Here is a 23,352-nt window from a genome sequence, read left to right as displayed (position 1 = left end):
GGAGGTGGACAGCGAAGCCGGCAAGCACCTCCCAGGCAAGTGAATTGCGGCTCGTCCAGCCCTCAGCCTCAAGCGTCTTTTTTCGTCTTTTCAGCTTTTGATAAAGTGCTCGCGGTAATGGCGCAGCTCGGCAATCGACTCGCGAATGTCGTCCAGCGCCAGGTGCGCACCCCCTTTGTTGAAACCCGCCAGGACTTCAGGCGCCCAGCGCGCGGCCAATTCCTTGAGTGTCGAAACGTCCAGGTTGCGGTAGTGGAAGTAGGCTTCCAGGCGCGGCATGCGGCGGTAAAGAAAACGCCGATCCTGGCAGATGCTGTTACCGCAGATCGGCGACTTGCCCGCGGGCACCCACTGCTCGAGAAACGCCAGCGTCTGCGCCTCGGCCTCCTCGGTAGTGATCTGGCTGTCGCGCACCCGCTGAGTCAAGCCGGAACCGCCATGCTGGCGCGTATTCCACTCGTCCATGCCGGCGAGGATTTCAGCGCCCTGATGGATGGCGATGACCGGTCCTTCGGCCAGCACGTTGAGCTGACTGTCGGTAACGATGGTTGCCATTTCGATGATGACATCGTTGTCCGGATCCAGACCGGTCATTTCCAGATCGATCCAGATGAGGTTTTGCGGGTTCTGCATGCTGAGCTCCTTGGCTGTGGCGCGCAGTTTAGCCGCTCATTGGGCGGCCGTCAGGTCGCGCATCAGCCCCCGGGCCGCCAACTCAACAGGCGTGAACGCCGCCAGTCATCGATGGCCAGAGTTTTCCTGCGCCGCAACGCAGGCACCTCGAAGCTGTTCCTGAGCAACAGCGCATCCGAGGCTCATCTCGACCCGAGCCTTCTGCCACAACGCGGCCATGGGGCGGGCGAAAGACAGCAACAGACCGCCTCGTAATCGCCGACGGCTCGCGCCAGAGCCGCGCGAACGCACCCGGCAGTTGCGCTGGAACAGCCAGCACAGCAGCAATGACAGCAGTTGACTGAGCCGCGCCGGCAAGGCGAAATAACCAGTAAGTGAGGAGACAGGCATGGCGGCTCGCCGCGAGCGGTAGAGACTGGCTAGCCCACCGGCCGAAGCCCAGCAAAAACAGGCCCGCAGCCTGTATTCACCGGCATGCTAGACTCGCCGTCCTTTGATACTTGGGCACCCCCGCAATGGCCAAACGCCAACTCAACCGCCGACAAAGCTGGCGCATCGAGAAGATTCAGGCAGAACGCGCCTCACGCGCGGCGCGGCGCGAATCGCGCACCGTGGAAGAGCTCGAGGGCGGCGATCTCGGCCCGGAACAGACCGGCCTGGTCATCGCCCACTTCGGCGTGCAGGTTGAAGTCGAGGCTCAGGAAGGCGAGCACTGCGGTCAGGTCTTCCGCTGCCACCTGCGCGCCAATCTGCCAGCGCTGGTGACCGGCGATCGGGTGGTCTGGCGTCCAGGCAACCAGGGCATCGGCGTAATCGTTGCGCAACTGCCGCGCCAGTCCGAGCTCTGCCGACCGGACCCGCGCGGCCAGCTCAAGCCCGTGGCCGCCAACGTCGACCTGATCGTCATCGTTTTCGCCCCGTTGCCGGAGGCGCACGCCAATCTCATCGACCGCTACCTGATCGCCGCCGAACATGCCGGTATCACGCCGCTGTTGTTGCTGAACAAGGCAGACCTGATCGATGCCCGGAACCAGGGTGCGCTCAATGCCCTGCTGGCGGTCTACCGCACCCTGGGCTATCCCCTGATGGAGGTGTCGGCGCATGACGGCGCCGGCATGCAGGCGTTGCAAGCGCGCCTCGACGGGCACGTCAGCGTGTTCGTCGGCCAATCCGGGGTGGGCAAATCGTCGCTGGTGAACAGCCTGCTGCCTGGCGTCGACACCCGGGTGGGTGCGTTATCAGAGATGACCGGCAAAGGCACGCATACCACCACGACCGCGCGGCTGTTTCATTTCCCCGCCGGTGGCGAGCTCATCGACTCCCCGGGCATCCGTGAATTCGGCCTGGGCCACGTCAGCCGCCTGGATATCGAGGCCGGCTTCATCGAGTTCCAGGATCTGCTGGGTCACTGTCGCTTTCGCGACTGCAAGCACGACCGCGAGCCGGGCTGTGCTTTGCTCAAGGCGCTGGAGCAGGGGCAAATCCAGCCACAACGCATGGCCAGTTACCGACATATCATCAGCAGCCTGCCGGAGTAGGGGCAGCTTCAAGCTTCAAGCTTCAAGCTTCAAGCTTCAAGCTTCAAGCTTCAAGCTTCAAGCCAAGCGTAGGCCGGACGGCTTTTTCTTGCAGCTTGCGGCTGCTTTACCGGCCGCCAGGCTGGTCGAATTGCAGACCGCCGTCCTCGAAGATGTTCAGCCGCTGGCGCAACTGCGGTGCTTGCAGCGGTTCGGACGCATCTTGCGCTGGCGCCGATGCATCGTCTACAGGCGCTTGCTGCGGAGCCGCTGCGGCATCCGCCGCATCCGTTTGTTCGCCTTCGATGTCGCGCTGCGCTTTGCTGGTCAACACCAGAATATCGATGCGCCGATTGACCGGATTCAGCGGCTCCTCCCGAACAAACAAGGCCGAAGAGGCATAGCCCACTACCCGGGCAATCTGCCCCTCCGGATAGCCACCCGCAACCAGGGCGCGCCGAGCCGCATTGGCCCGCCCTGCCGACAACTCCCAGTTACCGAATTCGCCGTGCCCGGCATAGGGCTTGGCATCGGTGTGCCCGCTGATACTGATCTTGTTCGGCACCGCACGGATGGTATCGGCCATGGCCAGCAGAATATCCTCGAAGTGCGGCTGCAACTGGGCACTGCCGAGGGCAAACATGGGACGATTGGCCGCATCCATGATCTGAATGCGCAAGCCGTCCTGAGTGATCTCGAACAGGAGCTGGTCCTTGAAGCGGGTCAGCTCAGGATTTTCGTCAACCTTGTTTTGCAACTCTTGAAGCAGCAGGTCGAGACGTTCGCGCTCCAACTGCTCGGCGAAGGTTTCCGCCTGATCGGCATCCATCTTCGACTCGCTCTGCTGAACAGCCGGGTCGATCGTATCGTTCAAGCTGCGATCCGGCGACGGGGTGGGCGTACCGCCCAGGTCGATCACATGCGGACTGGCGCTTTCAGTGAAGCCGATGGGGTCCTGGAAATAGCCCGAAATTGCACGTTTCTGTTCGGGCGTGGCCGAGGACACCAGCCACATCACCAGAAAGAAGGCCATCATGGCGGTCGCAAAATCGGCGAAGGCAATCTTCCAGGCGCCACCGTGATGGCCGGCAGCCGTTTTCTTGATCCGCTTGACGATAATCGGTTGGTTGTTATCCACGCTCAGCTGCCACGCATGGCTTGTTCCAGCTCGGAGAAGCTCGGCCGATGCGCCGACAGCAACACCTTGCGACCAAATTCGACTGCCAGGGTCGGCGGCATACCCGATGCAGAAGCCACCAGGCTCGCCTTGATCCCTTCGTACAGGTTCAGCTCTTGCTTGGCATCATGCTCGAGCGCAGCCGCCAGCGGTCCGAAGAAGCCATATGAAGCCAGAATACCGAGAAAAGTGCCGACCAAAGCCGTGGCGACCTTCTCGCCGATCATGGCGTTGTCCGCGTCGGCGAGAATCGACATGGTGACCACGATACCCAATACCGCTGCCACGATACCCATGGCTGGAAGGCCGTCAGCAACGCGAGCCACCGCATGGGAAGGATGCTCCAGCTCCTCTTTCATGCTGGTCAGCTCCATGTCGAACAGCCCTTCCAGCTCGTGCGGAGCCATGTTAGCTGACGACATGATCCGCAGATAATCACAGACGAAGGCGGTCATCCGCTCGTCCTTCAGAATGGCCGGATACTTGCTGAATATGGGACTGGCTGCGGGCTCTTCGATGTCGGCCTCGATGGCCATCATGCCCTCACGGCGACTCTTGTTGAGGATCTCGTAGAGCATCCCCAGCACTTCCAGGTAGTACTTGTGAGTAAAGCGGTTGCCAAACATCTGCAGCGACTTGTTGAACACGATTCTGATCGTGCTGCCGGGGTTCGCCTGCAGGAAGCCACCAAGTGCGGCACCACCGATGATCACCACCTCGAACGGGTGGATCAGCGCGGCAATCTTGCCGCCGGAGAGGATGAAACCGCCCAGAACACTGACGATTACCACAATGATGCCGATTATTTTTGCCATAGGTAGGTACGTCTAAAATCCGGTCTCAGGGCGCCTGGAACAAGCCGTGCGACATCGTACGCTCACGATTGGAGTCAGGCGGAAGGGCAGAGGAAAAGAATTGTGCTGGTTATCGGGCCTTTTGCGCCAAACTAAAGGCCATCCCGATGAAACGCTAGCTCGGCGGCGCCATGACTACGACACCATTCCCTCGCACACTTGCCGCCTGGCTCAAGACGCTGGACGCCGTTGTCCTGCCGGCGGCTGCCGGTCCCTATGCGCGTGTTCAATGGGCACTGGGCGACAGCAGCTTATCCATGCACGAGATTTCGGACCTTATACAGGAAAGTCCGGTCCTTGCACTTAGCGTGATCCGCGAAGCCAACCGCAACGCCGCATCGACCAGCAAACCGGCCGAGAGCCTTGAGGTTGCGCTCAGCAGAATCGGCCTGAAGCGCGCCGAAGCCCTGTTCGCCAAGGTGCCCTCCGTTCAGCCAAACGCTATTCCGGCGCCATTACGGCAGCTGATGTTGATCAGTGGCCACGCCAGCCAGCAGGCTAACGGGTTGTTCGCTTCACGCCTGGCGCGGCTCTGGCAGGAGATCCACTGGAGCAGCCTGTTGTTTCTTTCACCGGCGTGGGCGCTGGTCGCCGCGCACCCGGAACTGTTGGAGACCTGGGAGCAGCGCGTACTGGTCAAACGCGAGCCCGCCCGCCAGGTCGAGCAGTCGTTGCTGGGCGTCTCGTTGCTGGAGCTCTGCATCGCCACCGCCGAACACTGGGGGCTGCCCGGCTGGATTGCCCAAGGCTACCGGCTCCTCAACCAGCACCGGCGCATGCTGATCAAGGCCCTGCACATCGCCCGCGATAACGAACATCCCGTGCACCAGCAACAGATGCTCGACGCCGACCCTACGCTGCGTCGCTGGCTCACCTTGCCAAGCAACACCATCGTGCTCGCAAACGGCCTGGCAGTTTCGGCGCATCACAGCTGGAGCGGCATCCACAGCCTGCGCTGGCAGCGGCTCGCTGGACTCTACCTGCAGGTGCCTCTCGCCGAACTGCAGCAGATGGCGCATCAACAAGCGGCTGCCAGTGCCCGCGCGGTCGGGCCGACCGATCTCTGGCATCCGGCCCAGGGCCTGCTCTGGCCGTGGGAAAGCACATTCCAGGCGGAAAAGGCCGCGACGTTGCCCGGCACCGAAACCCTGGCCCAATGGCGCGAGCATTGCCGCAAGCTGCTCAGCGACCCCTGCCCCTTCGACAATCTGCCCCAACTCACAGCCACGGCCTGCAAGGCACTGACGTGCTCGGGCATGCAGCGCGTACTGTTGCTGCTGGTAGACCGCACGCAACAGCGCCTGGTCAGTCAGCAGGCCGGCGGACTGCCAAACGAAGCAGCCCGGCTGATGCTCGAGCCCGAGCAAAGCCGGGTGTTGCGCAGATTGCTGGAAAAACCGGCGTTATTACGGCTCAAGCCGGATAACCTCGCCCAATTCACAGCGCTGTTGCCCGACGCATTGAAGGCACTGTTCCCCAGCCAACACGTCCTGTTGCGCTCCGTCGGCCTGGAAAACCGGGTGGTGCTGCTGCTGGTGGTCGATCAGAACAACACCGCTTTCAGTGAGACGGACGTGCAGGCCTTCACCAAGACGGTCCAGTGCATCGAGCGCGCCCTGGCGACGTTCAGCAAACGCGTCCGCTGATTTTTTCGCTAGACTGCTCCTTTTCTGTCCGTTCGAGGCCTGCCGTGTCCGCCTTTTCCTCCCTGCCGCTGGTCATCGAACCGGCCGATCTGGCCAAGCGTTTGACTGCTCCCGAGCTGATCCTGGTCGACTTGACCAGTGCTGCGCGCTACGCCGAGGGCCACCTGCCTGGCGCACGCTTCGTCGATCCCAAGCAGACTCAGCTCGGCCAGCCACCGGCGCCGGGGCAACTGCCCGGCAAACCTCAGCTGGAAGCACTGTTTGGCGCGCTGGGGCATCGTGCCGACGCTGTCTATGTGGTGTACGACGACGAAGGAGGCGGCTGGGCCGGCCGATTCATCTGGCTGCTTGATGTCATCGGCCACCCCCATTACCACTACCTGAACGGCGGGCTGCACGCCTGGCTGGCGGAACAGCGCCCCCTGTCGCAAGGCAGCCCTGTCGCGGCAGGCGGGCCGGTCGCCCTGCAACTGGACGACACGCCTAGCGCGACCCGCGAATACATCGAAAGCCGGCTCGGTGCCGCCGATCTGGTGATCTGGGATGCGCGCTCGCCGGAAGAGTATCGCGGCGAGAAAGTGCTCGCGGCGCGCGCCGGGCATATCCCCGGCGCAATCAACTTCGAGTGGACCGCAGCCATGGACCCGGCACGCGCCATGCGCATCCGCGAAGACATCGCTGAACGGCTGGAGGCGCTCGGCATCACCGCCGATAAGGAAATCATTACCCACTGCCAGACGCATCATCGCTCCGGCTTCACCTACCTGCTGGCCAAGGCATTGGGCTATCCGCGCGTCAAGGGATACCCCGGCTCATGGGGCGAATGGGGCAACCTGCCCGACACCCCGATCCAGCAATGAAAAGGTCATCCATGAAAGATCGCTTGTTCGTATTCAGCCAGTACCTGCTGCCGCATCATCTGATTTCACGCCTCGCCGGCTGTCTCGCCGAGTGCCGCCTGCCCTGGGTGAAGAACACCTTGATCAAGGCGTTCATTCGTCACTTTGGCGTGCCGATGCACGAAGCTCAGATCGAAGAGCCGACTGCTTTCGAACATTTCAATGCCTTCTTTACCCGCGCTTTGAAAGACGGCGCTCGCCCACTCGACACGACACCCGCTGCGGTCCTCAACCCCTGCGATGGCGCCATCAGCCAGCTCGGCAAGATCGAGCAAGGGCGGATCTTTCAAGCCAAGGGTCACAGCTACAGCGTGATGGAACTGCTCGGCGGCGATCACCAACGTGCCGCGCCCTTCATGGGTGGAGACTTCGCCACCCTGTACCTGTCGCCCAAGGACTACCACCGGGTGCACATGCCACTGGCGGGAACCCTGCGGGAGATGGTTTACGTACCGGGCCGCATCTTCTCGGTGAACACCGCCACCGCTGGGGGTGTCCCGGCGTTGTTCGCTCGCAATGAGCGGGTGGTCTGCCTGTTCGATACCGAACACGGGCCAATGGCCATGGTATTGGTCGGCGCAATGATCGTCGCCAGCATCGAGACCGTGTGGGCCGGACTGGTTACGCCGCCCAAGCGCACGCTCAAGACCTTTCACTACGACGAAGCAGCGCGGGCGCCCATTCGGCTGGAGAAAGGGGCGGAAATGGGCCGCTTCAAGCTCGGCTCCACCGTGATCCTGCTGTTTGGACCGGACCGGGTCAGCTGGGCCGAACAGCTGTCGGCGCTGACACCGGTCCGCATGGGCGAAGGGCTGGGCCAGGCGAAGCCGGAGGGTGACATCGTGGCACCGCCACCGGTCTCAGCTCAGCCCTGACAGCGCCAACGGTCGGCTGGTGCTGGCCAATTGCTCCGAGTTCGCTATGATTGGCCGCAATGATTGTATATTGATATCATGGCATCGCAGGCTTCTGCCCCACCACCGCCGTCAGTGGTACGGCTGCAGGCATGCCACGGAGTTTTATCGCTTGGATAACCAGAGCCAGCCATTGCTGTTGCGCGTGTCGACGCCGGATTGCCAGGCGTTATCCTTCTGCGAACCCAGCGTGCGCGGCGTCAGACGCTGGCTTTCCGGCCTGCCCAAGGCGAACCTTGGCGAGACCGCGCGACAGCTGTACCAGGCCATGCGCGAGCTCAATCAGCTGCGCACGACCGCGGCGAACCGATTGCAGCTGCTCGAGCTGCTGCGGCCAGAAATCCATTTCGTCTGCCGGGAACTGGAACGCTACTTCATCAATCAGCCTATCGTGCTCGGCGAACGTCCGCGCAAAGTCGCCAGCCTGTGCCAAGCACTGCACAACCACCTCGCCATTGGCTACAAATTGAGCTCCGCCGAGCTGGCAGCAGAGCCCGGCCGTGACCGCCTGCAATTGCTCACCATTGCCCTGCAGCGGGCGATCCGCAGCCTTTGCGCAATGCTCGTGCGCTCCACACAGCTCTACAGCCCGACGCCGAAAGGCCTCTGGCTGGAGCTGCATCAGCTGTACGCGATCGCCGCCGCCCAAGGCATACACCGCACCCTCGTACAGGACCGATTGTGCTATCAGGTCCCCGGTCTCAGTACGGAACAGAGCTACATCGTTGCGCTGATGCTGGGCAGCGCCCGCTGCAATCAGATGCGGCAGCAAGGTATCGGCCAACTCGCGCAACTGCTCGAACCCTGGAGCGCCTTGGTCCATCTCCAGGCTGGGCTGGAGCCGGCCAGCCTGTTCGGCGTATCCCCACGTATCGATGGCCCTCCGCGCTATCGCTCGATGTACCCGGCCAACCAACGCTCCGATCTGCTCGGCATCGACCCGCACGGTCTGGTCAAGGCCATCCAGTCGCACCTGCAGTTGCCAGCCACCGCGGATACCGCGCTCGCCATCCCCAAAGGGTTGAATCCGGACCTGTTGCAGCATCTGACCGCCGCCTGGGGTGGCATCTCCGAGCGCAGCTTCCAACGCGCCCCGACACAAGGGTCGATGACCCTGTGCATCGGCATGAGTGCATTGCATTACTATCTGGCAGGCCAGCGCCCGTTCGGCAGGCTGCTGAAACGCCCTGACGCGACTCGATCGGCTGTATTCAAGCTGAACAACGCCGCACCTGACGTCTGGTCCGTGGCGTTTGACGCCCAGGTCGCCGTAGAGGAGGAGCGACTTCCAGAAGAGGACCATATTGAGTTCGTTCGCCCGCTTACCGCACCGCCCGGCGTGATCGGGGAAGACGAGGCCGCACAACCCGAAGCCGATAACCCGTTTTCGACCTTCGAAGTGCAACGGGTCGACCAGAGCCCAGGCGGCTACTGCCTGTCCTGGCCGGGTGAGGTCCCGGCGCAACTCCAGGCAGGCGAGCTGCTCGGCCTGCAGGACGCCAGCAGCCAGGCCTGGAGCGTCGCAGTGGTGCGCTGGGTCCGTCAGGTCCGCGGCAGCGGGCCGCAGATGGGCGTTGAACTCATCGCGCCGCAGGCACAGCCTTGCGGGCTTCGCCTGCTGCGCAAGGCCGATCAGGGCAGCGAATACCTGCGCGCCCTGCTGCTGCCGGAAATCAGCGTGATCTCGCGTCCAGCTACGCTGATCGTCCCGCGTTTGCCCTTCCAGGAAGGCCAGAAGGTGCAGATCAACCAGAACGGCGACGAGCATCGCGCCAGGCTCGGTCGCCGGCAGGCGGGCACCAGCAGTTATAACCAGTTCGAGTTTCAGCTGGTGGGCCTCTTCGCCTCCGCCCGGGAGACGCCGATCACTGCGCGGGACACCCAGGCGACTTCACGGGGTGATGATTTTGACTCGCTCTGGAACACGCTGTAGATTGCCGGTCACCGTTTTTTAGCCTTCACGCCCCTCAACGGCGCGTTCCAAAGCTGCAGCCATGACCCCGCAAAAGAAAACCATCCGCCTGCTGATCCTCGAGGATTCGCAGAATGAAGCTGAGCGACTGGTCAGCCTGTTTCGTAACGCGGGCCAGGCAACGCGCGTTCATCGCCTGACCTCCAGCGAAGACCTGGCCGATGCACTGCAGCAGACCTGGGACCTTCTGATCAATGCGCCGTCCAGCGCCAACCTCGACCCTGGCGAAGCCATCAGTGCCATTCGCAAGCAAGCCAAGGATATTCCGGTCATCCAGCTTATCGAGGGCAACGACACCGATGCGATTACCGAGGCCCTCATCCTGGGCGCTCAGGGCGCACTGCCGCAGGGCGAGGACGAGTGGCTGATCCTGGTCGCGAGCAGGGAACTGGCAAACCTCGAGGAGCGACGTGCGCGCCGCTCCGCCGAACTGGCGCTACGCGAAGCCGAAAAGCGCTGCCAGCTGCTGCTGGAGAGTTCGGTGGATGCCATTGCCTATGTCCACCACGGCATGCATATCTACGCCAACCGGGCCTATCTGGAGCTGTTTGGCTACGCGGATGTGGAAGCGCTCGAAGGCATGCCAATGATTGACCTGATCACTTCCTGCGATCAGGGCGAGTTCAAAGGTTTTCTGAAGAACTATCAAGGCCTGCAGGGCAGCGCCGAACTGGTCTGCCACGGGATCCGCGCTGACGGCAGCAGCTTCAAGGCAAGCATGCACTTTTCGCCTGCCAGCTACGATGGCGAGCCGTGCATCCAGACCGTCATTCGCGCAGAAGGCGACAATGCCGAGCTGGAAAAGCTGCGCGAGATCAGCAGCCAGGATCTGCTGACCGGTCTTTACAACCGCAACCATTTCCTTGAGTCGCTGGACGCCGCGGTCGAGCGCGCGGTAAACGCCGGAAAGCGTTCGAGCCTCGCCTACATCCGCATCGATCGTTTCGCCAGCCTGCAAGCCGAGATCGGCCTGGGCGATTCGGATCGCTTGCTGGCCGAATTGGCGCAGCTGCTTCGCGCGCAGTTTACGGAGCCGGCCGAACTGGCACGTTTCGGTGACGATGCGTTCGCGGTACTCATGGCAGAGGCCACGCCAAAGCAACTCGAACAGCCCCTGACTGAGTTGCTACGCAAGGTCGAAGGGCATCTTTTCGATGTCGGTGGCCGCACCGTCCAGACCAGTCTGAGTATCGGGGTCGCGGCCCTCGACGAACAGACCGCGAAAGCTCGGGACGTGATTGACCGCGCCCACCGCTGCGCCGAAGAGCTGACCGATGGCAACGCCCTGAGAACCTACGATCCGGCCCGCGAACTCGCAGCCGCCGCCAGCCGCGGCAACGTGCTCGCCATGCTGCAACAGGCGCTGGAAAAGAACAGCTTCCGCCTGCTGTTCCAACCGATCATCAGTCTGCGCGGCGATAGCCACGAACACTACGAAGTGCTATTGCGCCTGCTCGACCCGGAGGGCGCCGAGGTACCACCGGGAGAGTTTCTCGATGCCGCTAAAGAGGCAGGACTGGCCACCAGGATCGATCGCTGGGTGCTGCTTAACTCGATCAAACTGCTCGCCGAACACCGCAGCAAGGGCCACAGCACGCGGCTGATGGTTCACCTGTCGGGGCCCAGTCTGCAGGACCCGTCACTTCTTGGCTGGCTCGGCGTCGCAGTCAAGGCTTCCCAGCTGCCGCCCGATTCGCTGGTTTTCCAACTTGACGAAAACGACGCCGTCACTTACCTGAGGCAGGCCAAGGCGCTCACCCAGGGGCTTGCCGGGCTCGGCTGCCGCGTCGCCCTGAACCAGTTCGGCTGCGTGCTGAATCCGTTCAATACACTCAAGCACCTCAACGCCGATTTCGTGAAGATCGATGGCTCCTATACCCAGGACCTGAGCCGTCAGGAGAATCAGGAAGCGCTCAAACAGCTCCTGGCCCAGCTCCACCAACAGGCCAGGCAGACCATCGTGCCCTTCGTGGACAGCGCCACCGTGCTGGCCACGCTCTGGCAGGCGGGTGTCGGCTATATCCAGGGGCAGTACCTGCAGGGCCCGAGCCAGTCGATGGATTACAGTTTTTCCTCCGACGAAGATTGATTCCCAGCCGCAGTGGCTCCATCGGTCGCTCGAATCGCCACGACGAAAAGACCCCGTCGACACCCGCCGCGTCCTCGCAGGACTTGATCTCTGTCAGCTCCGACCGCCAGGGTTGGACTACAGTGTTCCGACCTAGCCTGCGAGGAAAGTATCATGACCATGATGAGAGCCGCCGCGTTCGTCGAACCCGGTCGAATCGAGATTGTTGACAAACCTGTCCCCGATGTCGGCCCCAACGACGCACTGCTGCGTATCACCACCACGACCATCTGCGGCACCGATGTGCATATTCTCAAGGGCGAATATCCCGTCGCCACCGGCCTGACCATCGGCCACGAACCCGTGGGCGTGATAGAGAAGCTCGGCAGCAACGTACAGGGCTACCGGGAGGGCCAGCGCGTCATCGCCGGTGCGATCTGTCCAAACTTCTCCTCCTATGCCAGCCAGGACGGCCTGTCCTCTCAAGACGGCGGCTGTGCTTGCCACGGTTACAAGCCGATGGGCGGTTGGCGATTCGGCAATACCATCGACGGCGCCCAGGCCGAATACGTACTGGTCCCGGACGCTCAGGGCAACCTGGCGCCAGTCCCCGACGGGCTGACCGACGAGCAGGTGCTGATGTGCCCCGACATCATGTCCACCGGGTTCGCCGGTGCCGAAGCCGCCAGGATCAAGATCGGCGACATAGTGGCCATCTTCGCCCAGGGACCGATCGGTCTCTGCGCCACCGCCGGGGCACGCCTGCGGGGTGCCGGGATGATCATCGCCGTCGACGGGGTCGATGCACGCCTGGACATTGCCCGGCAAATGGGGGCTGACGTGACCTTGAATTTCAAGCAAACGGATGTAGTCGAGGAGATCCTCCGGCTCACCGGCGGCCGCGGCGTTGACGCCTCCATCGAAGCACTCGGGCAACAGTCCACCTTCGAAAGCGCCTTGCGCGTGCTCAAGCCTGGCGGCACCCTGTCTAGCCTGGGCGTGTATTCAGCCGACCTCAGCATTCCGCTTGGTGCCTTCCATGCCGGTCTCGGCGACCACAAGATCGTCACCTCGCTGTGTCCTGGCGGGAAGGAGCGGATGCGCCGGCTGCTCAACGTGGTGGCCTCGGGACGGGTGGACCTTGCCCCTTTGGTGACCCATCAATACGCCCTCGACGACATCGCCGGCGCCTATGAGCTGTTCGCCAATCAGCGCGACGGGGTGCTCAAAGTGGCGATAAAGCCCTAACCCAAGCCTTGGCTGGAAGCCAACGCCTCACCCGCTCGGCTTCCAGCCTGTTTATTCCGTTCCCTCACGGTCGCGGAAGCCCAGCAGGTAGAGAATCCCGTCCAGCCCCAGTGTCGAGATCGCCTGCTTGGCGGACTGTTTGACCAGTGGCTTGGCGCGAAAGGCGACACCCAACCCCGCCAACCCAAGCATCGGCAGGTCATTGGCGCCGTCGCCCACGGCAATGGTCTGCTCCAGCCGCAAGCCTTCCCGCTCAGCCAGCTCGCGGAGCAGGTCGGCCTTGCGCTGCGCGTCGACAATCGGTTCCTGAGCGACACCGGTGAGCTTGCCATCGACGATCTCCAGCTCGTTGGCATAGACGTAATCGATGCCCAGTCTGGCTTGCAGCTGTTTTGCAAAATAGCTGAAGCCGCCGGACAGGATGGCGGTCTTGTAGCCGAGGCGCTTGAGTTCGGCGAACAGCACCTCGGCGCCTTCGGTGAGCCTGAGCCGGGCGCCCACCTCGGCCAACGCGCGCTCCTCCAGGCCTTCGAGCAATGCCAGGCGCGCGCGGAAGCTGGCGCGAAAGTCCAGCTCGCCGCGCATTGCCCGTTCGGTGATCTGCGCAACCTGATCGCCAACGCCTGCCACCTTGGCCAACTCGTCGATGACTTCCGCCTCGATCAGCGTCGAGTCCATGTCGAACACCGCCAGCCGGCGATTGCGACGGAAAACCGAGTCACGCTGAAAAGCGATGTCGACGTTGAGCTCCTGCGCCACGCTGAGAAACTCAGCACGCAACGCTGCGGTATCGGCCGGCTCGCCACGAACCGAAAATTCGATGCAACCCTTGCCCAGCTCTTGCGGCATGTCCAGTGGCTGGCGACCCGAAAGACGGTCTATGTGGTCGATGTTCAGGCCGTACTTGGCGGTGATCGAGCTGACCCGCTGCAACTGCTCGGCAGTCACCTTACGGGTCAACAGGGTAACGATATGCCGGGGCTTGCCCTGCCCGGCCACCCACTGCTGGTAATCGGCCTCGGCGACAGGCGTGAAGCGCACCTGCTGGTCATGCTTGTAACCCATGAACAGCACATCCTTGAGTACAGAAGACGCCCGTTCGGTATCGGGTATTTCCACCAGAATGCCAAACGACAGGGTGTCGTGGATCACGGCCTGACCGATATCCAGGATATTCACACCCCCTTGAGCGAGTACGCCGGTGATGGCCGCGGTCAGCCCGGGGCGGTCTTGCCCGGTGATGTTAATCAGGACGATTTCGCGCAAGGCATGGCTCCTCTGCAAACAAGACCGGCATTCTATATCAGCACGACGGCCGCTGAGCGCTGCAGCGACGCAGCGGTGTCCAATCCTCATCTGCTTTGGCGCGCCTGCAATTCGTCTGCTTTGACCGAGCGACCTTTAGCCCCCACAGCGCTTTCCGTATACTGCGCGCCACTTTCCTAAAGAGTAGAGCCGCGCTCTGTGAACCGGCCCGCATCCGTCAAGCCCGACAATTTCTTCCTGCTGATCTATGGTGCATTACGCCAGCGTCGTGTTCCGCTGGTTCTGCGGGTAGCCAGCCACACGCTGCTGCTCGTCGCGCTGGCCCTGATCATCTACGCCTGGGTCATGGGCATGCAGTTCAAGCATGCGATGGAACAGCAGGCCGATGCCCTTGGCCAAAGCCTGATCACCCAGACGGCCGCCTCGGCGACCGATCTGCTGGTGGCCAACGACCTCCTCAGCCTCAATGTCCTGCTGAGCAACCTGGTGAACAACCCGCTGGTGGCGCACGCGGCGATCTACAGTGTCGACAACCGCGTGCTGGCGGAATCGGGTAGCCGCCCGCAGCGAAGTCTGTTGGGCGACGAGGAAGGCCTCTATTCCACCCCCATCAGTTTTCAGGAGGTGATCGCCGGACATCTGCGCATCAGCCTCGACATGCAGCAGTTCCAGCAACCCATGACCATCAGCCTGCAAAGCATGGGGTTGCTCAGTCTTATCCTGCTCGCGCTAACCCTGACGCTCAGCATGCGCCTGGGCCGGCAGCTGTCCCTACCCCTGCTGCAGTTGCGCCTGTGGTTGCGCGACCCCGATGACCCCGCACCCGGCACAGGCCGGCAAGATGAAATCGGTGAATTGGCGCGGCAGCTGCAGGCACGCCTGGTGCCGGAAAAGCCAGAGCCGGAAATCGAGCTGGACGACAGCATGGAGGAACTCTATTCGGCGCATTTCGAGGTGCCTGCGGCGGCTGCGGTCAAACAGTACGAGCGTTCCGATGTGGGTCTTCGGCACCCTCTCGGCGAATCGACCGAGAGCCTGGCCATCGATGATCACGCTAGCGGCGAGTCATTCGACGATGACTTCGATGACCACCCTCCGTTCGATGAGCCCAGGGCGCAGCCTGCGCCTGCCCAGGCTTCGGCCACGATCAGTCCCGCAGCCCCCGCCATCTCCGGCAAGAGTGCCGTGCTGGCGATCCAGCTTGGCGCCCAAGAGCGATTGCGCCGCCTGCCACGCGCGCGGCTTAGCGAGCTCCTGCAGCGCTATAGCGATTGCCTGCAGCAGGCCGCGACCCTGTATCAGGCCGAACTGCATACGCTCAACGATGGCAGCAGCCTGATGCTGTTTCACAGCCAGGACGATGAGCAGAACTACCTGACCCACGCGCTCTGCTGTGGCGAACTGATGCGCGCGCTTGGGCACGCCTTGCAGATCGAAGTGGCCGATAGCAGTGTCACGCTGCAGCTGCAGCTGCAGCTGGGATTGACCCAGGGAGAAGGACTGTACGACCTCAGCCAGGGCGACCTTCTCCTGAGCGAGCCCGCGCAAGCGGCGCTGGCCATGTCTCAACACAGCCGCAACCTGCTGTTGGTCGAACGAGGGATTGGCGAAGACAGCCTGATTCGCCAGCGCGCACGTATCCGTCCCATTGCCAGCCCAGAAGGCGCCTGCTGCGTCGAGCGACTGCTCGAGCCTTACCCGTCGCTATTGGAGCGTCAGCTCGCCCGCATGCATGAGAGCCGCGTCCGCTGACGCCAAGGTTCGGCTATAGAACGCTTCATTCGCGGGCATGGCCCGCTCCTACGGTGGAGGCGGGCCTTGTAGGAGCGGCCCATGGCCGCGAAATTGCCCCCGCTCCTACCACGGCGCAGCGCAGCGGCTGGTCGCACCGCTCATTGCCCAGGATTCAGGATAAGCCGTCAGAAGCGAAACACTTCCAGGTCGGTCCTGATCGGCTCCACCGCCGGGATTGCCGGAACGGCGGGCTTGCTCGGCGTTTTGTTGACGCCGTGTTTGGCGCGATCCTTGGCCACGATCAGGGTCTCAACCGCGCCCGCCAACATCTCGCCAAGCCGCTGCAGGAGCAGGCTTTGCGCCCGCACCTGATCGCTTGCGCTGCCTTGATGCTGCTCCTGCAACCGAACCAGACGGCTGCTCTTGCGCTTACCCTGCCCGTCCAGCAGGCGCCACTGCGCCTCCAGTACGGCAGGATGCTGAGGGCCGGAGTCCAGGCGGGTGATCTCGAGTTCGATCTGTACCTCAGGGGTGAAGCCCTTGCTGCCGGGGCTCAGCTCCAGGCTCTGGGTCTTCAAGCGCGAGGCCAACTGGCGCAACAGCAGCTGACTGATGTCGCCTTGTAGATTTCCAGCCCAGCGCGCCTGCTGGCCATCCGCGGCCAGGCTGCCGTCCGGCAGCCGCTGCAGCAAGGCATCATGTTGCAGGTAATCGGCCACCTTGACCGGCCCCAGCAGCACTGCTGCGCCATCCGCTGCTGGCGCTGGCATTTCCACGTTGCCGTTGTCGAGTCGATACATTGGCACAGGCTGGGTGACACAGCCGGCCAGGCTGGCACAGGCAAGTAGCAAAACAGTTGTGAAGCGTTGCACGGTCATCTCTACCTTTGCATTGGCTTGGGCGACGTCGCAAGGCGGCCACCTGTCCGCGCCGCTGCCATCGTTTACCGTCAGCCAGGGTGCTGATTGTCTTGGGCGGGCGACGTGGTCGGCAACGGCCGGCGGCGCATTTCAAATCGGAGAAGTCGGAAGGCCACTATCTTCCGCGAAACGCCCGGCAGAAGCCAGCCTCTACCACTTTCCGGCCAGGCAATTTACTCGACCAGCAGCGCGTCCACTCGCTGGAAGCCGCGCGGCAGCTTGTTGCCCCGCCGCCCGCGCTCGCCCTTGTAGTGTTCCAGATCATCGCGCTTCAGCGAAAGGGTACGCTTGCCCGCTTGCAAGACCAGCGTCGCCCCTTCCGGCAGCACGGCGAGATCCGCCAGATACTCCTCACGGCTGGCGACCCGATCACCCGGAATGCCGATGATCTTGTTGCCTTTGCCCTTGCCCAGCTGCGGCAGGTCGCGAACCGGGAACACCAGCAAACGCCCCTCGGTCGTGACGGCGGCCAGCCAATCCTGGTCGCGGCTTTTCAACGGCCTCGGCGCGACCACGCGCGCACCGGCCGGCAGCGACAACAGTGCCTTGCCGGCCTTGTTCTTGGCTTGCAGATCCTCACCCTTGACCACGAAACCATAGCCGGCATCCGAGGCGATCACGTACAGCGACTCGTCATCGGGCAACAGCACGCACTCGAAACCGGCACCGGGTGGCGGCGTCAGGCGGCCTGTCAACGGCTCGCCCTGGCCGCGCGCCGAGGGCAGCGAATGGGCCGCCAGCGAATAGCTGCGCCCGGTCGAGTCGATGAACACCGCGTACTGATTGGAACGGCCTGCGGCGGCGGCCTTGAAGCCGTCACCCGCCTTGTAGGACAGCCCGCTGGCGTCGATATCGTGGCCCTTGGCGCAGCGTGCCCACCCCTTCTCCGAGATCACCACGGTGACGGGTTCGGAGGGCAGCAGTTCATGTTCCGACAGCGCACGGGCTTCGGCTCGCGCAACAATGGGCGAGCGACGCTCATCGCCGTAGGTTTCGGCGTCGGCGATCAGCTCCTTGCGCACCAGCTTTTTCAGCTTGGCTTCGCTGCCGAGCAGTGCCAGCAGCTTCTCGCGCTCCCTGGCCAAGTCGTCCTGCTCGCCGCGGATCTTCATTTCCTCCAGCCGAGCCAACTGGCGCAGGCGGGTGTCGAGGATGTAATCGGCCTGCAGCTCGGACAGCTCGAAGCGCGCCATCAAGACCGGCTTGGGCTGATCCTCGGTGCGGATGATCTGGATCACCTCGTCGAGGTTGAGAAAGGCGACCAGCAGACCTTCCAACAGGTGCAAGCGCCGTTCGACCTTGTCCAGGCGGAACTGCAGGCGCCGGCGCACGGTGCCGATGCGATAGGTCAGCCACTCGCTGAGCAGCACCTTGAGATTTTTCACCTGCGGTCGGCCATCGAGCCCGATGACGTTGGTGTTGACCCGGTAGCTGGATTCAAGCTCGGTGGTGGCGAACAAATGCTGCATCAGCTCGTCGGCATCGACCCGATTGGAGCGCGGGATGATGACGATCCGGCACGGGTTCTCGTGATCCGATTCATCGCGCAGGTCGGCGACCATCGGCAGCTTCTTCGCCTGCATCTGTGCGGCAATCTGCTCCAGCACCTTGGAGCCGGACACCTGATGCGGCAGCGAGGTGACCACGACATCGCCGTCCTCGACGCGATAAACCGCTCGCATGCGCACCGAACCGCGGCCGGTTTCGTAAATTTTCAGCAGGTCGGCACGCGGCGTGATGATCTCCGCCTCGGTCGGGTAGTCCGGCCCCTGCACATGTTCGCAGAGCTCTTCGACGGTGGTCTTCGGATCATCCAGCAGACGCACGCAGGCGGCGGCCACTTCACGCAGGTTGTGCGGCGGCACGTCGGTGGCCATGCCCACGGCGATGCCGGTGGTGCCATTGAGCAGCAGATTGGGCAGGCGTGCCGGCAGTGTCGCAGGCTCGTTGAGGGTACCGTCGAAGTTCGGCACCCAATCCACCGTGCCCTGCCCCAACTCGGTGAGCAACACTTCCGAATAGCGCGACAGCCGTGCCTCGGTGTAACGCATGGCAGCGAAGGATTTCGGATCGTCCGGCGCGCCCCAGTTTCCCTGGCCATCGACCAGCGTGTAGCGATAGCTGAACGGCTGGGCCATCAGCACCATGGCCTCATAGCAGGCCGAGTCACCGTGAGGGTGGAACTTGCCGAGCACGTCGCCGACGGTACGCGCCGACTTCTTGTGCTTGGAATCGGCGTTCAGCCCCAGTTCACTCATGGCGTAGATGATGCGCCGCTGCACCGGTTTGAGGCCGTCGCCGATATGCGGCAGTGCGCGATCCATGATCACGTACATCGAATAATTCAGGTAGGCCTGCTCGGTGAAGTCGGCAAGGGAACGACGCTCCACGCCGTCCAGGCTCAGGTCGATAGTTTCGCTCATGGTCGATCCGTGGCGTGTTGGCGCAGCACCAGAGTGCCGGCGCGCTGGGTGAATTCGAGTTGTTTCAGGGCGCTCATGCCGAGCAATATCTGCTCACCGCCAAAGCCGGGCGCCACGATGGCACGTACGTTGTGCAGCCGGATGTCACCAAGGACCAGACTGTCCAGCACGGTGCGGTAACCGGTGGTCTGCCCATTGGCGGTCTGCAGCATCACCGGAGCACCGCGAGGCAGGCCGAGGCGGTCGCCCAGTTTGGCCGGAACGGCAACATCGGTGGCGCCGGTATCCAGCAGAAAGGTCACTGTCTCGCCATTGATTCGGCCATCGGCCACAAAATGCCCCTGCGGGTTGCTATCCAGGTGCACCTCGATCTGTTCGCCCTGGATGACCGACACCGGCTCGCGATTGGGGTTGAGACGGTTCTGCTCCCAATCAGAGAAAAACCGCGTGGCCAGCAACAACCCCGCCCCCCACGCCAGGACCAGCATGACGCGCCCGGCACGACGCCCGGCAGGCTGGCTCACTGCTTGGCACTCCAGCCACCCTTGGGCGCGGCAAAGCGCCAGACGACGGGACGCTTTTCGCCATCTGCACGGGTAAGCTCATTGTTGTCGATCCCGACCCATGCGCCTTGCGCATCGACCCAGAGCGCTTCGGCATTGCCATACGGGGTGTCGTAGCGGCGCGGTTCAGCCATCGCCGTGTCCGCGTAGGACCAGCATGCCTCACGCTCCCCGTTTTCCAACTTGCGGCGACAGATCTGATGCGCCACTGGCTCGAGCGTGAACAATTTATCGCCATAAAACGTGAGCCCGGAAAAACGCCGCGGCTGGGTGGCTTCATCCATCGCCGGCGGTGTTGAATCGCGTCCGCCGCCGACCATCAATACGCAGCCGCCGGTACAGTGCCAGCTGTTCTGCTTGCGATGGGTCACCATCAGACCTCGGCGACTGTGCTCTGCCGCCAGCCACAGCCGATCGGCGCCAGGATCGACCGCCACGCCTTCGAACATGGCGTTGAACTTGAGCAGCATTCCGCTGGCCCGCGCCTGACGCACCACCGCAACAGGCAAGCCGAGCCACTCGGCAGTGCCTGCCGGGCTGACCCGCAGCACCGCCGCATGCGCTTCGCTGACCAGGTAACGATTACCCAGGCTGTCGCAGCTCAGGCCTTCGAAATCCATCTCTCCCCCGCGCAACATGCCGGTGAAGGCGGAGCGCACACGTACGCCCCACGACAGCCCGGTATTCGGCACGGGAGGCCACTCGAAACGCTCGGCCTCGGCCTGCCAGACGGTATCGCTGGCATCGAGGCGGTACAGCACGTTGTCCTCTCGGTCCGATACCGCCCAGAGCGCATCCCCGCACCAGGCCAGCCCGGAGAGATTACCCGCAGCGATCCCTTCGACGGGATGCTCGCTGACCATTGTCAGTTCGGGCGCGGCGGCTGCCGAAAACGGCACTGCCAGCGCGACCAGCAGCGCCATCCAGCGAGCACTCAAAGCAGCACCTCCGCGAGGTTGCCCTTGGACTCCAGCCAGCTCTTGCGATCACCGGCGCGCTTCTTGGCCAATAGCATGTCCATGATTTCCCGCGTGCCGTCGAAGTCATCCAGGGTCAACTGCACCAGCCGGCGGGTATTCGGGTCCATGGTGGTTTCGCGCAGCTGAGGCGGGTTCATCTCACCCAAACCCTTGAAGCGGGTGACCTGCGGCTTGCCGCGACGCTTCTCCGCCAGCAGGCGATCCAGGATGCCGTCACGCTCGGCTTCGTCGAGCGCATAAAAGATATCCTTGCCCAGATCGATGCGGTACAGCGGCGGCATCGCCACATAGACATGACCGGCATCCACCAGCGGGCGGAAATGACGAACGAACAGCGCGCAGAGCAGCGTGGCGATGTGCAGACCGTCCGAGTCAGCATCGGCGAGGATGCAAATCTTGCCGTAGCGCAGCTGGGAGATGTCCGCCGCGCCCGGATCGACCCCGATGGCCACGGCAATGTCGTGCACCTCCTGGCTGGCCAGCACCTCACCGCCGTCGACCTCCCAGGTATTCAGGATCTTGCCGCGCAACGGCATGATTGCCTGAAACTCCTTGTCGCGCGCCTGCTTGGCGGAACCGCCGGCGGAATCACCCTCGACCAGGAACAGCTCGGAGCGCGCCGGATCCTGCCCGGCACAGTCGGCCAGTTTGCCGGGCAGTGCCGGCCCCTGGGTGACACGCTTGCGCTCGACCTTCTTGCTTGCCTTGAGCCGTCGTCCGGCGTTACTGATAGCCAGTTCGGCCAACTGCAAGCCCAGCTCGGGATGGCCGTTGAGCCAGAGACTGAAGGCATCCTTGACCACGCCGGAGACAAACGCAGCGGCCTCGCGCGACGACAGGCGCTCCTTGGTCTGACCGGAAAACTGCGGCTCCTGCATCTTCGTCGAGAGCACGAATGCGATCCGCTCCCAGACATCTTCCGGCGCCAGCTTGACGCCGCGCGGCAGCAGATTGCGGAACTCGCAGAATTCGCGCATGGCATCCAGCAAGCCCTGGCGCAGGCCGTTGACATGGGTGCCACCCTGCGCGGTGGGGATCAGGTTGACGTAGCTTTCCTGGACACTGTCACCGCCTTCCGGTAGCCACAGCAGGGCCCAGTCGACGGCCTCCTTGCTGCCCGCCAGGCTGCCGCAGAAGGGCTCGTCAGGTAGCCGAGCGAACTCGCTGACGGCGTCGACCAGATACGAGCGCAGGCCGTCTTGGTAGTGCCATTCGGTCTTCTCACCGGTGCTCTTATCCTCGAAGCTGACATTCAGTCCCGGACAAAGCACGGCTTTCGCCTTGAGCACATGCTTGAGTCGGCTGATCGAGAATTTCGGGCTGTCGAAGTACTTCGGATCGGCCCAAAAGTGCACGCTGGTGCCGGTATTGCGCTTGCCAACCGTCCCGATGATGTCCAGCTCGCTGGCCTTGAAGCCATCGGCGAACGCCATGCGGTATTCGTTGCCTTCGCGCTTGACCGTCACCTCCACTCGGGTCGACAACGCGTTGACCACGGAAATGCCGACACCGTGCAAACCGCCGGAAAACTGATAGTTCTTGTTCGAGAATTTGCCGCCGGCGTGCAGCTTGGTGAGGATCAGCTCGACACCCGAAACCCCCTCTTCCGGATGGATGTCCACCGGCATGCCACGACCATCGTCGATCACCTGCAGCGAATTGTCCTGGTGCAGGATCACCTGGACCGAGCTGGCGTGGCCCGCCAATGCTTCATCGACACTGTTGTCGATGACTTCCTGGGCAAGGTGGTTGGGCCTCGAGGTGTCGGTGTACATGCCTGGGCGCTTGCGCACCGGATCCAGGCCGGAGAGGACTTCAATGGCTTCGGCGGTATAAGACATGTGCGTCTCGTGATGTCCTTATAGATCGGAAAAATCGACGTCTGCAAACAGCACCGGATCGAAGCCGGCAAACGCCAGCAAGGCAGGAAGCCGCTCGGCGAACCCCTGGAAACCGTGATCGCCGCCGGCCTGGATGCGCACGGCGCAGCCCCTGTAGAAGTCGGCCGCCTGACGGTAATCGAGGGTTTCATCGCCCGTCTGCAACCAGACCTGATAGCGCTCGGCGTCCTGCGGCGACGGCACTTCCAGCTCGGCCAGGGCCACGACGTGATCCTCGGTAAGCTCCCAGACTTCACCCGAGTAGAGATTGGTCTGCGGTCCGAGATAACCATCGAAGCGACGGTGCGGCGTTACGGCCGGATTGATCAGCAGGGCCTTCAGGCCGTAGCGTTCGGCGAGATGGGTTGCATAGTATCCGCCGAGGGAGCTGCCGACCAGCAGTGGCCGCCCCAACTCGGCGATGGCCTTCTCGAGCTGCGCAATCGCCTGACGTGGGTGATGATGCAGCGCCGGCACCTGCAGCGAGGCAGTCAGGCCCAGGCGACTCAGCGCCGCCGTCAACTGGCTGGCCTTGTGCGACAGCGGTGAACTGTTGAGGCCATGCAGATAGAGAATGGTGGGCTGGTCGCGGGTCATGCTGGTTCGCTGGGCTGAAAAAAGGATGGGAAGGCTACTAGGCGAGGCGCGCAAGCTGCAA

General features: G+C 63.1%; 19 protein-coding genes. 8 read left to right on the top strand and 11 right to left on the bottom strand.

All coding sequences use genetic code 11. The annotated features are described in order from the left end of the window. Window positions 1–90: 90 nt before the first annotated feature. Together orn and NA637_RS19430 are read right to left on the bottom strand one after the other, a co-directional pair. A complete protein-coding gene (orn, locus tag NA637_RS19435) occupies window positions 91–633 on the bottom strand; it encodes an oligoribonuclease (protein WP_256074142.1) in 543 nt (180 codons plus the stop codon). 105 nt (window positions 634–738) lie between these two features. Further along, window positions 739–1,023 carry a hypothetical protein gene (locus NA637_RS19430; RefSeq protein ID WP_256074140.1) on the bottom strand — a complete coding sequence of 95 codons (285 nt, stop codon included), beginning with the start codon at window positions 1,021–1,023 and terminating at the stop codon, window positions 739–741. A 125-nt stretch (window positions 1,024–1,148) separates the two neighbouring features. Here NA637_RS19430 and rsgA point away from each other — a divergent pair, with 125 nt between their 5' ends. Next, window positions 1,149–2,171 (top strand): small ribosomal subunit biogenesis GTPase RsgA, encoded by a 1,023-nt coding sequence (rsgA, locus tag NA637_RS19425; RefSeq protein WP_256074138.1) that lies wholly within the window; start codon window positions 1,149–1,151, stop codon window positions 2,169–2,171. Window positions 2,172–2,277: 106 nt separating this feature from the next. Here the strand turns inward: rsgA and motB are convergent, their stop codons facing one another. Together motB and motA are read right to left on the bottom strand one after the other, a co-directional pair. Then, a complete protein-coding gene (gene motB, locus NA637_RS19420; protein ID WP_256074136.1) occupies window positions 2,278–3,288 on the bottom strand; it encodes a flagellar motor protein MotB in 1,011 nt (336 codons plus the stop codon). 2 nt (window positions 3,289–3,290) lie between these two features. Continuing rightward, window positions 3,291–4,142: a flagellar motor stator protein MotA gene (gene motA, locus NA637_RS19415; RefSeq protein WP_256074134.1), complete on the bottom strand. Its 852-nt coding sequence runs from the start codon at window positions 4,140–4,142 to the stop codon at window positions 3,291–3,293. A 170-nt stretch (window positions 4,143–4,312) separates the two neighbouring features. Between motA and NA637_RS19410 the strand changes: the two genes are divergently transcribed. From NA637_RS19410 to NA637_RS19385, 6 genes are all read left to right on the top strand, one after another. Continuing rightward, window positions 4,313–5,827, top strand: a complete 1,515-nt coding sequence (locus NA637_RS19410; protein WP_256074132.1) for an HDOD domain-containing protein — start codon at window positions 4,313–4,315, stop codon at window positions 5,825–5,827. 44 nt (window positions 5,828–5,871) lie between these two features. Beyond that, window positions 5,872–6,687 carry a rhodanese-like domain-containing protein gene (locus tag NA637_RS19405; protein WP_256074130.1) on the top strand — a complete coding sequence of 272 codons (816 nt, stop codon included), beginning with the start codon at window positions 5,872–5,874 and terminating at the stop codon, window positions 6,685–6,687. Between the two features lie 11 nt (window positions 6,688–6,698). Then, window positions 6,699–7,601 carry an archaetidylserine decarboxylase gene (gene asd / locus NA637_RS19400; protein ID WP_256074128.1) on the top strand — a complete coding sequence of 301 codons (903 nt, stop codon included), beginning with the start codon at window positions 6,699–6,701 and terminating at the stop codon, window positions 7,599–7,601. Between the two features lie 151 nt (window positions 7,602–7,752). After that, window positions 7,753–9,573, top strand: coding sequence for a molecular chaperone (locus NA637_RS19395; protein ID WP_256074116.1), 1,821 nt, complete (start codon window positions 7,753–7,755; stop codon window positions 9,571–9,573). A gap of 61 nt (window positions 9,574–9,634) precedes the next feature. Beyond that, window positions 9,635–11,701 (top strand): GGDEF/EAL domain-containing response regulator, encoded by a 2,067-nt coding sequence (locus NA637_RS19390; RefSeq protein ID WP_256074114.1) that lies wholly within the window; start codon window positions 9,635–9,637, stop codon window positions 11,699–11,701. 150 nt (window positions 11,702–11,851) lie between these two features. Then, the gene (locus NA637_RS19385) at window positions 11,852–12,928 is read left to right on the top strand and encodes an NAD(P)-dependent alcohol dehydrogenase (protein ID WP_256074144.1); all 1,077 of its coding nucleotides are present in this window, start codon (window positions 11,852–11,854) and stop codon (window positions 12,926–12,928) included. Window positions 12,929–12,979: 51 nt separating this feature from the next. On the opposite strand, the gene serB is transcribed toward NA637_RS19385, so the two are convergent. Then, window positions 12,980–14,194, bottom strand: coding sequence for a phosphoserine phosphatase SerB (gene serB, locus NA637_RS19380; RefSeq protein ID WP_256074112.1), 1,215 nt, complete (start codon window positions 14,192–14,194; stop codon window positions 12,980–12,982). A gap of 198 nt (window positions 14,195–14,392) precedes the next feature. Here serB and NA637_RS19375 point away from each other — a divergent pair, with 198 nt between their 5' ends. Next, window positions 14,393–15,946, top strand: a complete 1,554-nt coding sequence (locus NA637_RS19375; RefSeq protein WP_256074110.1) for an AhpA/YtjB family protein — start codon at window positions 14,393–14,395, stop codon at window positions 15,944–15,946. 167 nt (window positions 15,947–16,113) lie between these two features. Here the strand turns inward: NA637_RS19375 and NA637_RS19370 are convergent, their stop codons facing one another. The 6 genes from NA637_RS19370 to NA637_RS19345 all read right to left on the bottom strand — a co-directional run bounded on the left by NA637_RS19370 (window position 16,114) and on the right by NA637_RS19345 (window position 23,291). Beyond that, entirely contained in the window at window positions 16,114–16,806 is a 693-nt protein-coding gene (locus NA637_RS19370) for a PqiC family protein (RefSeq protein ID WP_256074108.1), read from the bottom strand. A gap of 215 nt (window positions 16,807–17,021) precedes the next feature. Then, the gene (gene parC, locus NA637_RS19365; RefSeq protein ID WP_256074106.1) at window positions 17,022–19,271 is read right to left on the bottom strand and encodes a DNA topoisomerase IV subunit A; all 2,250 of its coding nucleotides are present in this window, start codon (window positions 19,269–19,271) and stop codon (window positions 17,022–17,024) included. Next, a complete protein-coding gene (locus NA637_RS19360) occupies window positions 19,268–19,795 on the bottom strand; it encodes a retropepsin-like aspartic protease family protein (RefSeq protein ID WP_256074104.1) in 528 nt (175 codons plus the stop codon). Before NA637_RS19360 ends, parC begins: the two co-directional genes overlap by 4 nt. After that, window positions 19,792–20,772 (bottom strand): esterase-like activity of phytase family protein, encoded by a 981-nt coding sequence (locus NA637_RS19355; RefSeq protein ID WP_256074102.1) that lies wholly within the window; start codon window positions 20,770–20,772, stop codon window positions 19,792–19,794. The genes NA637_RS19360 and NA637_RS19355 overlap by 4 nt, the downstream gene beginning before the upstream one ends. Next, entirely contained in the window at window positions 20,769–22,655 is a 1,887-nt protein-coding gene (parE, locus tag NA637_RS19350; RefSeq protein WP_256074100.1) for a DNA topoisomerase IV subunit B, read from the bottom strand. The genes NA637_RS19355 and parE overlap by 4 nt, the downstream gene beginning before the upstream one ends. 18 nt (window positions 22,656–22,673) lie before the next feature. Then, complete coding sequence (locus NA637_RS19345; RefSeq protein ID WP_256074098.1) at window positions 22,674–23,291, bottom strand: YqiA/YcfP family alpha/beta fold hydrolase; 618 nt, start codon at window positions 23,289–23,291, stop codon at window positions 22,674–22,676. Between the last annotated feature and the right edge of the window lie 61 nt (window positions 23,292–23,352).

Source organism: Stutzerimonas stutzeri, from assembly GCF_024448935.1.
Taxonomy (GTDB): Bacteria; Pseudomonadota; Gammaproteobacteria; order Pseudomonadales; family Pseudomonadaceae; genus Stutzerimonas; species Stutzerimonas stutzeri_AO.
The sequence above is the reverse complement of the archived record's forward strand: the minus strand, read 5'-3'. Positions and strand labels throughout refer to the sequence as shown.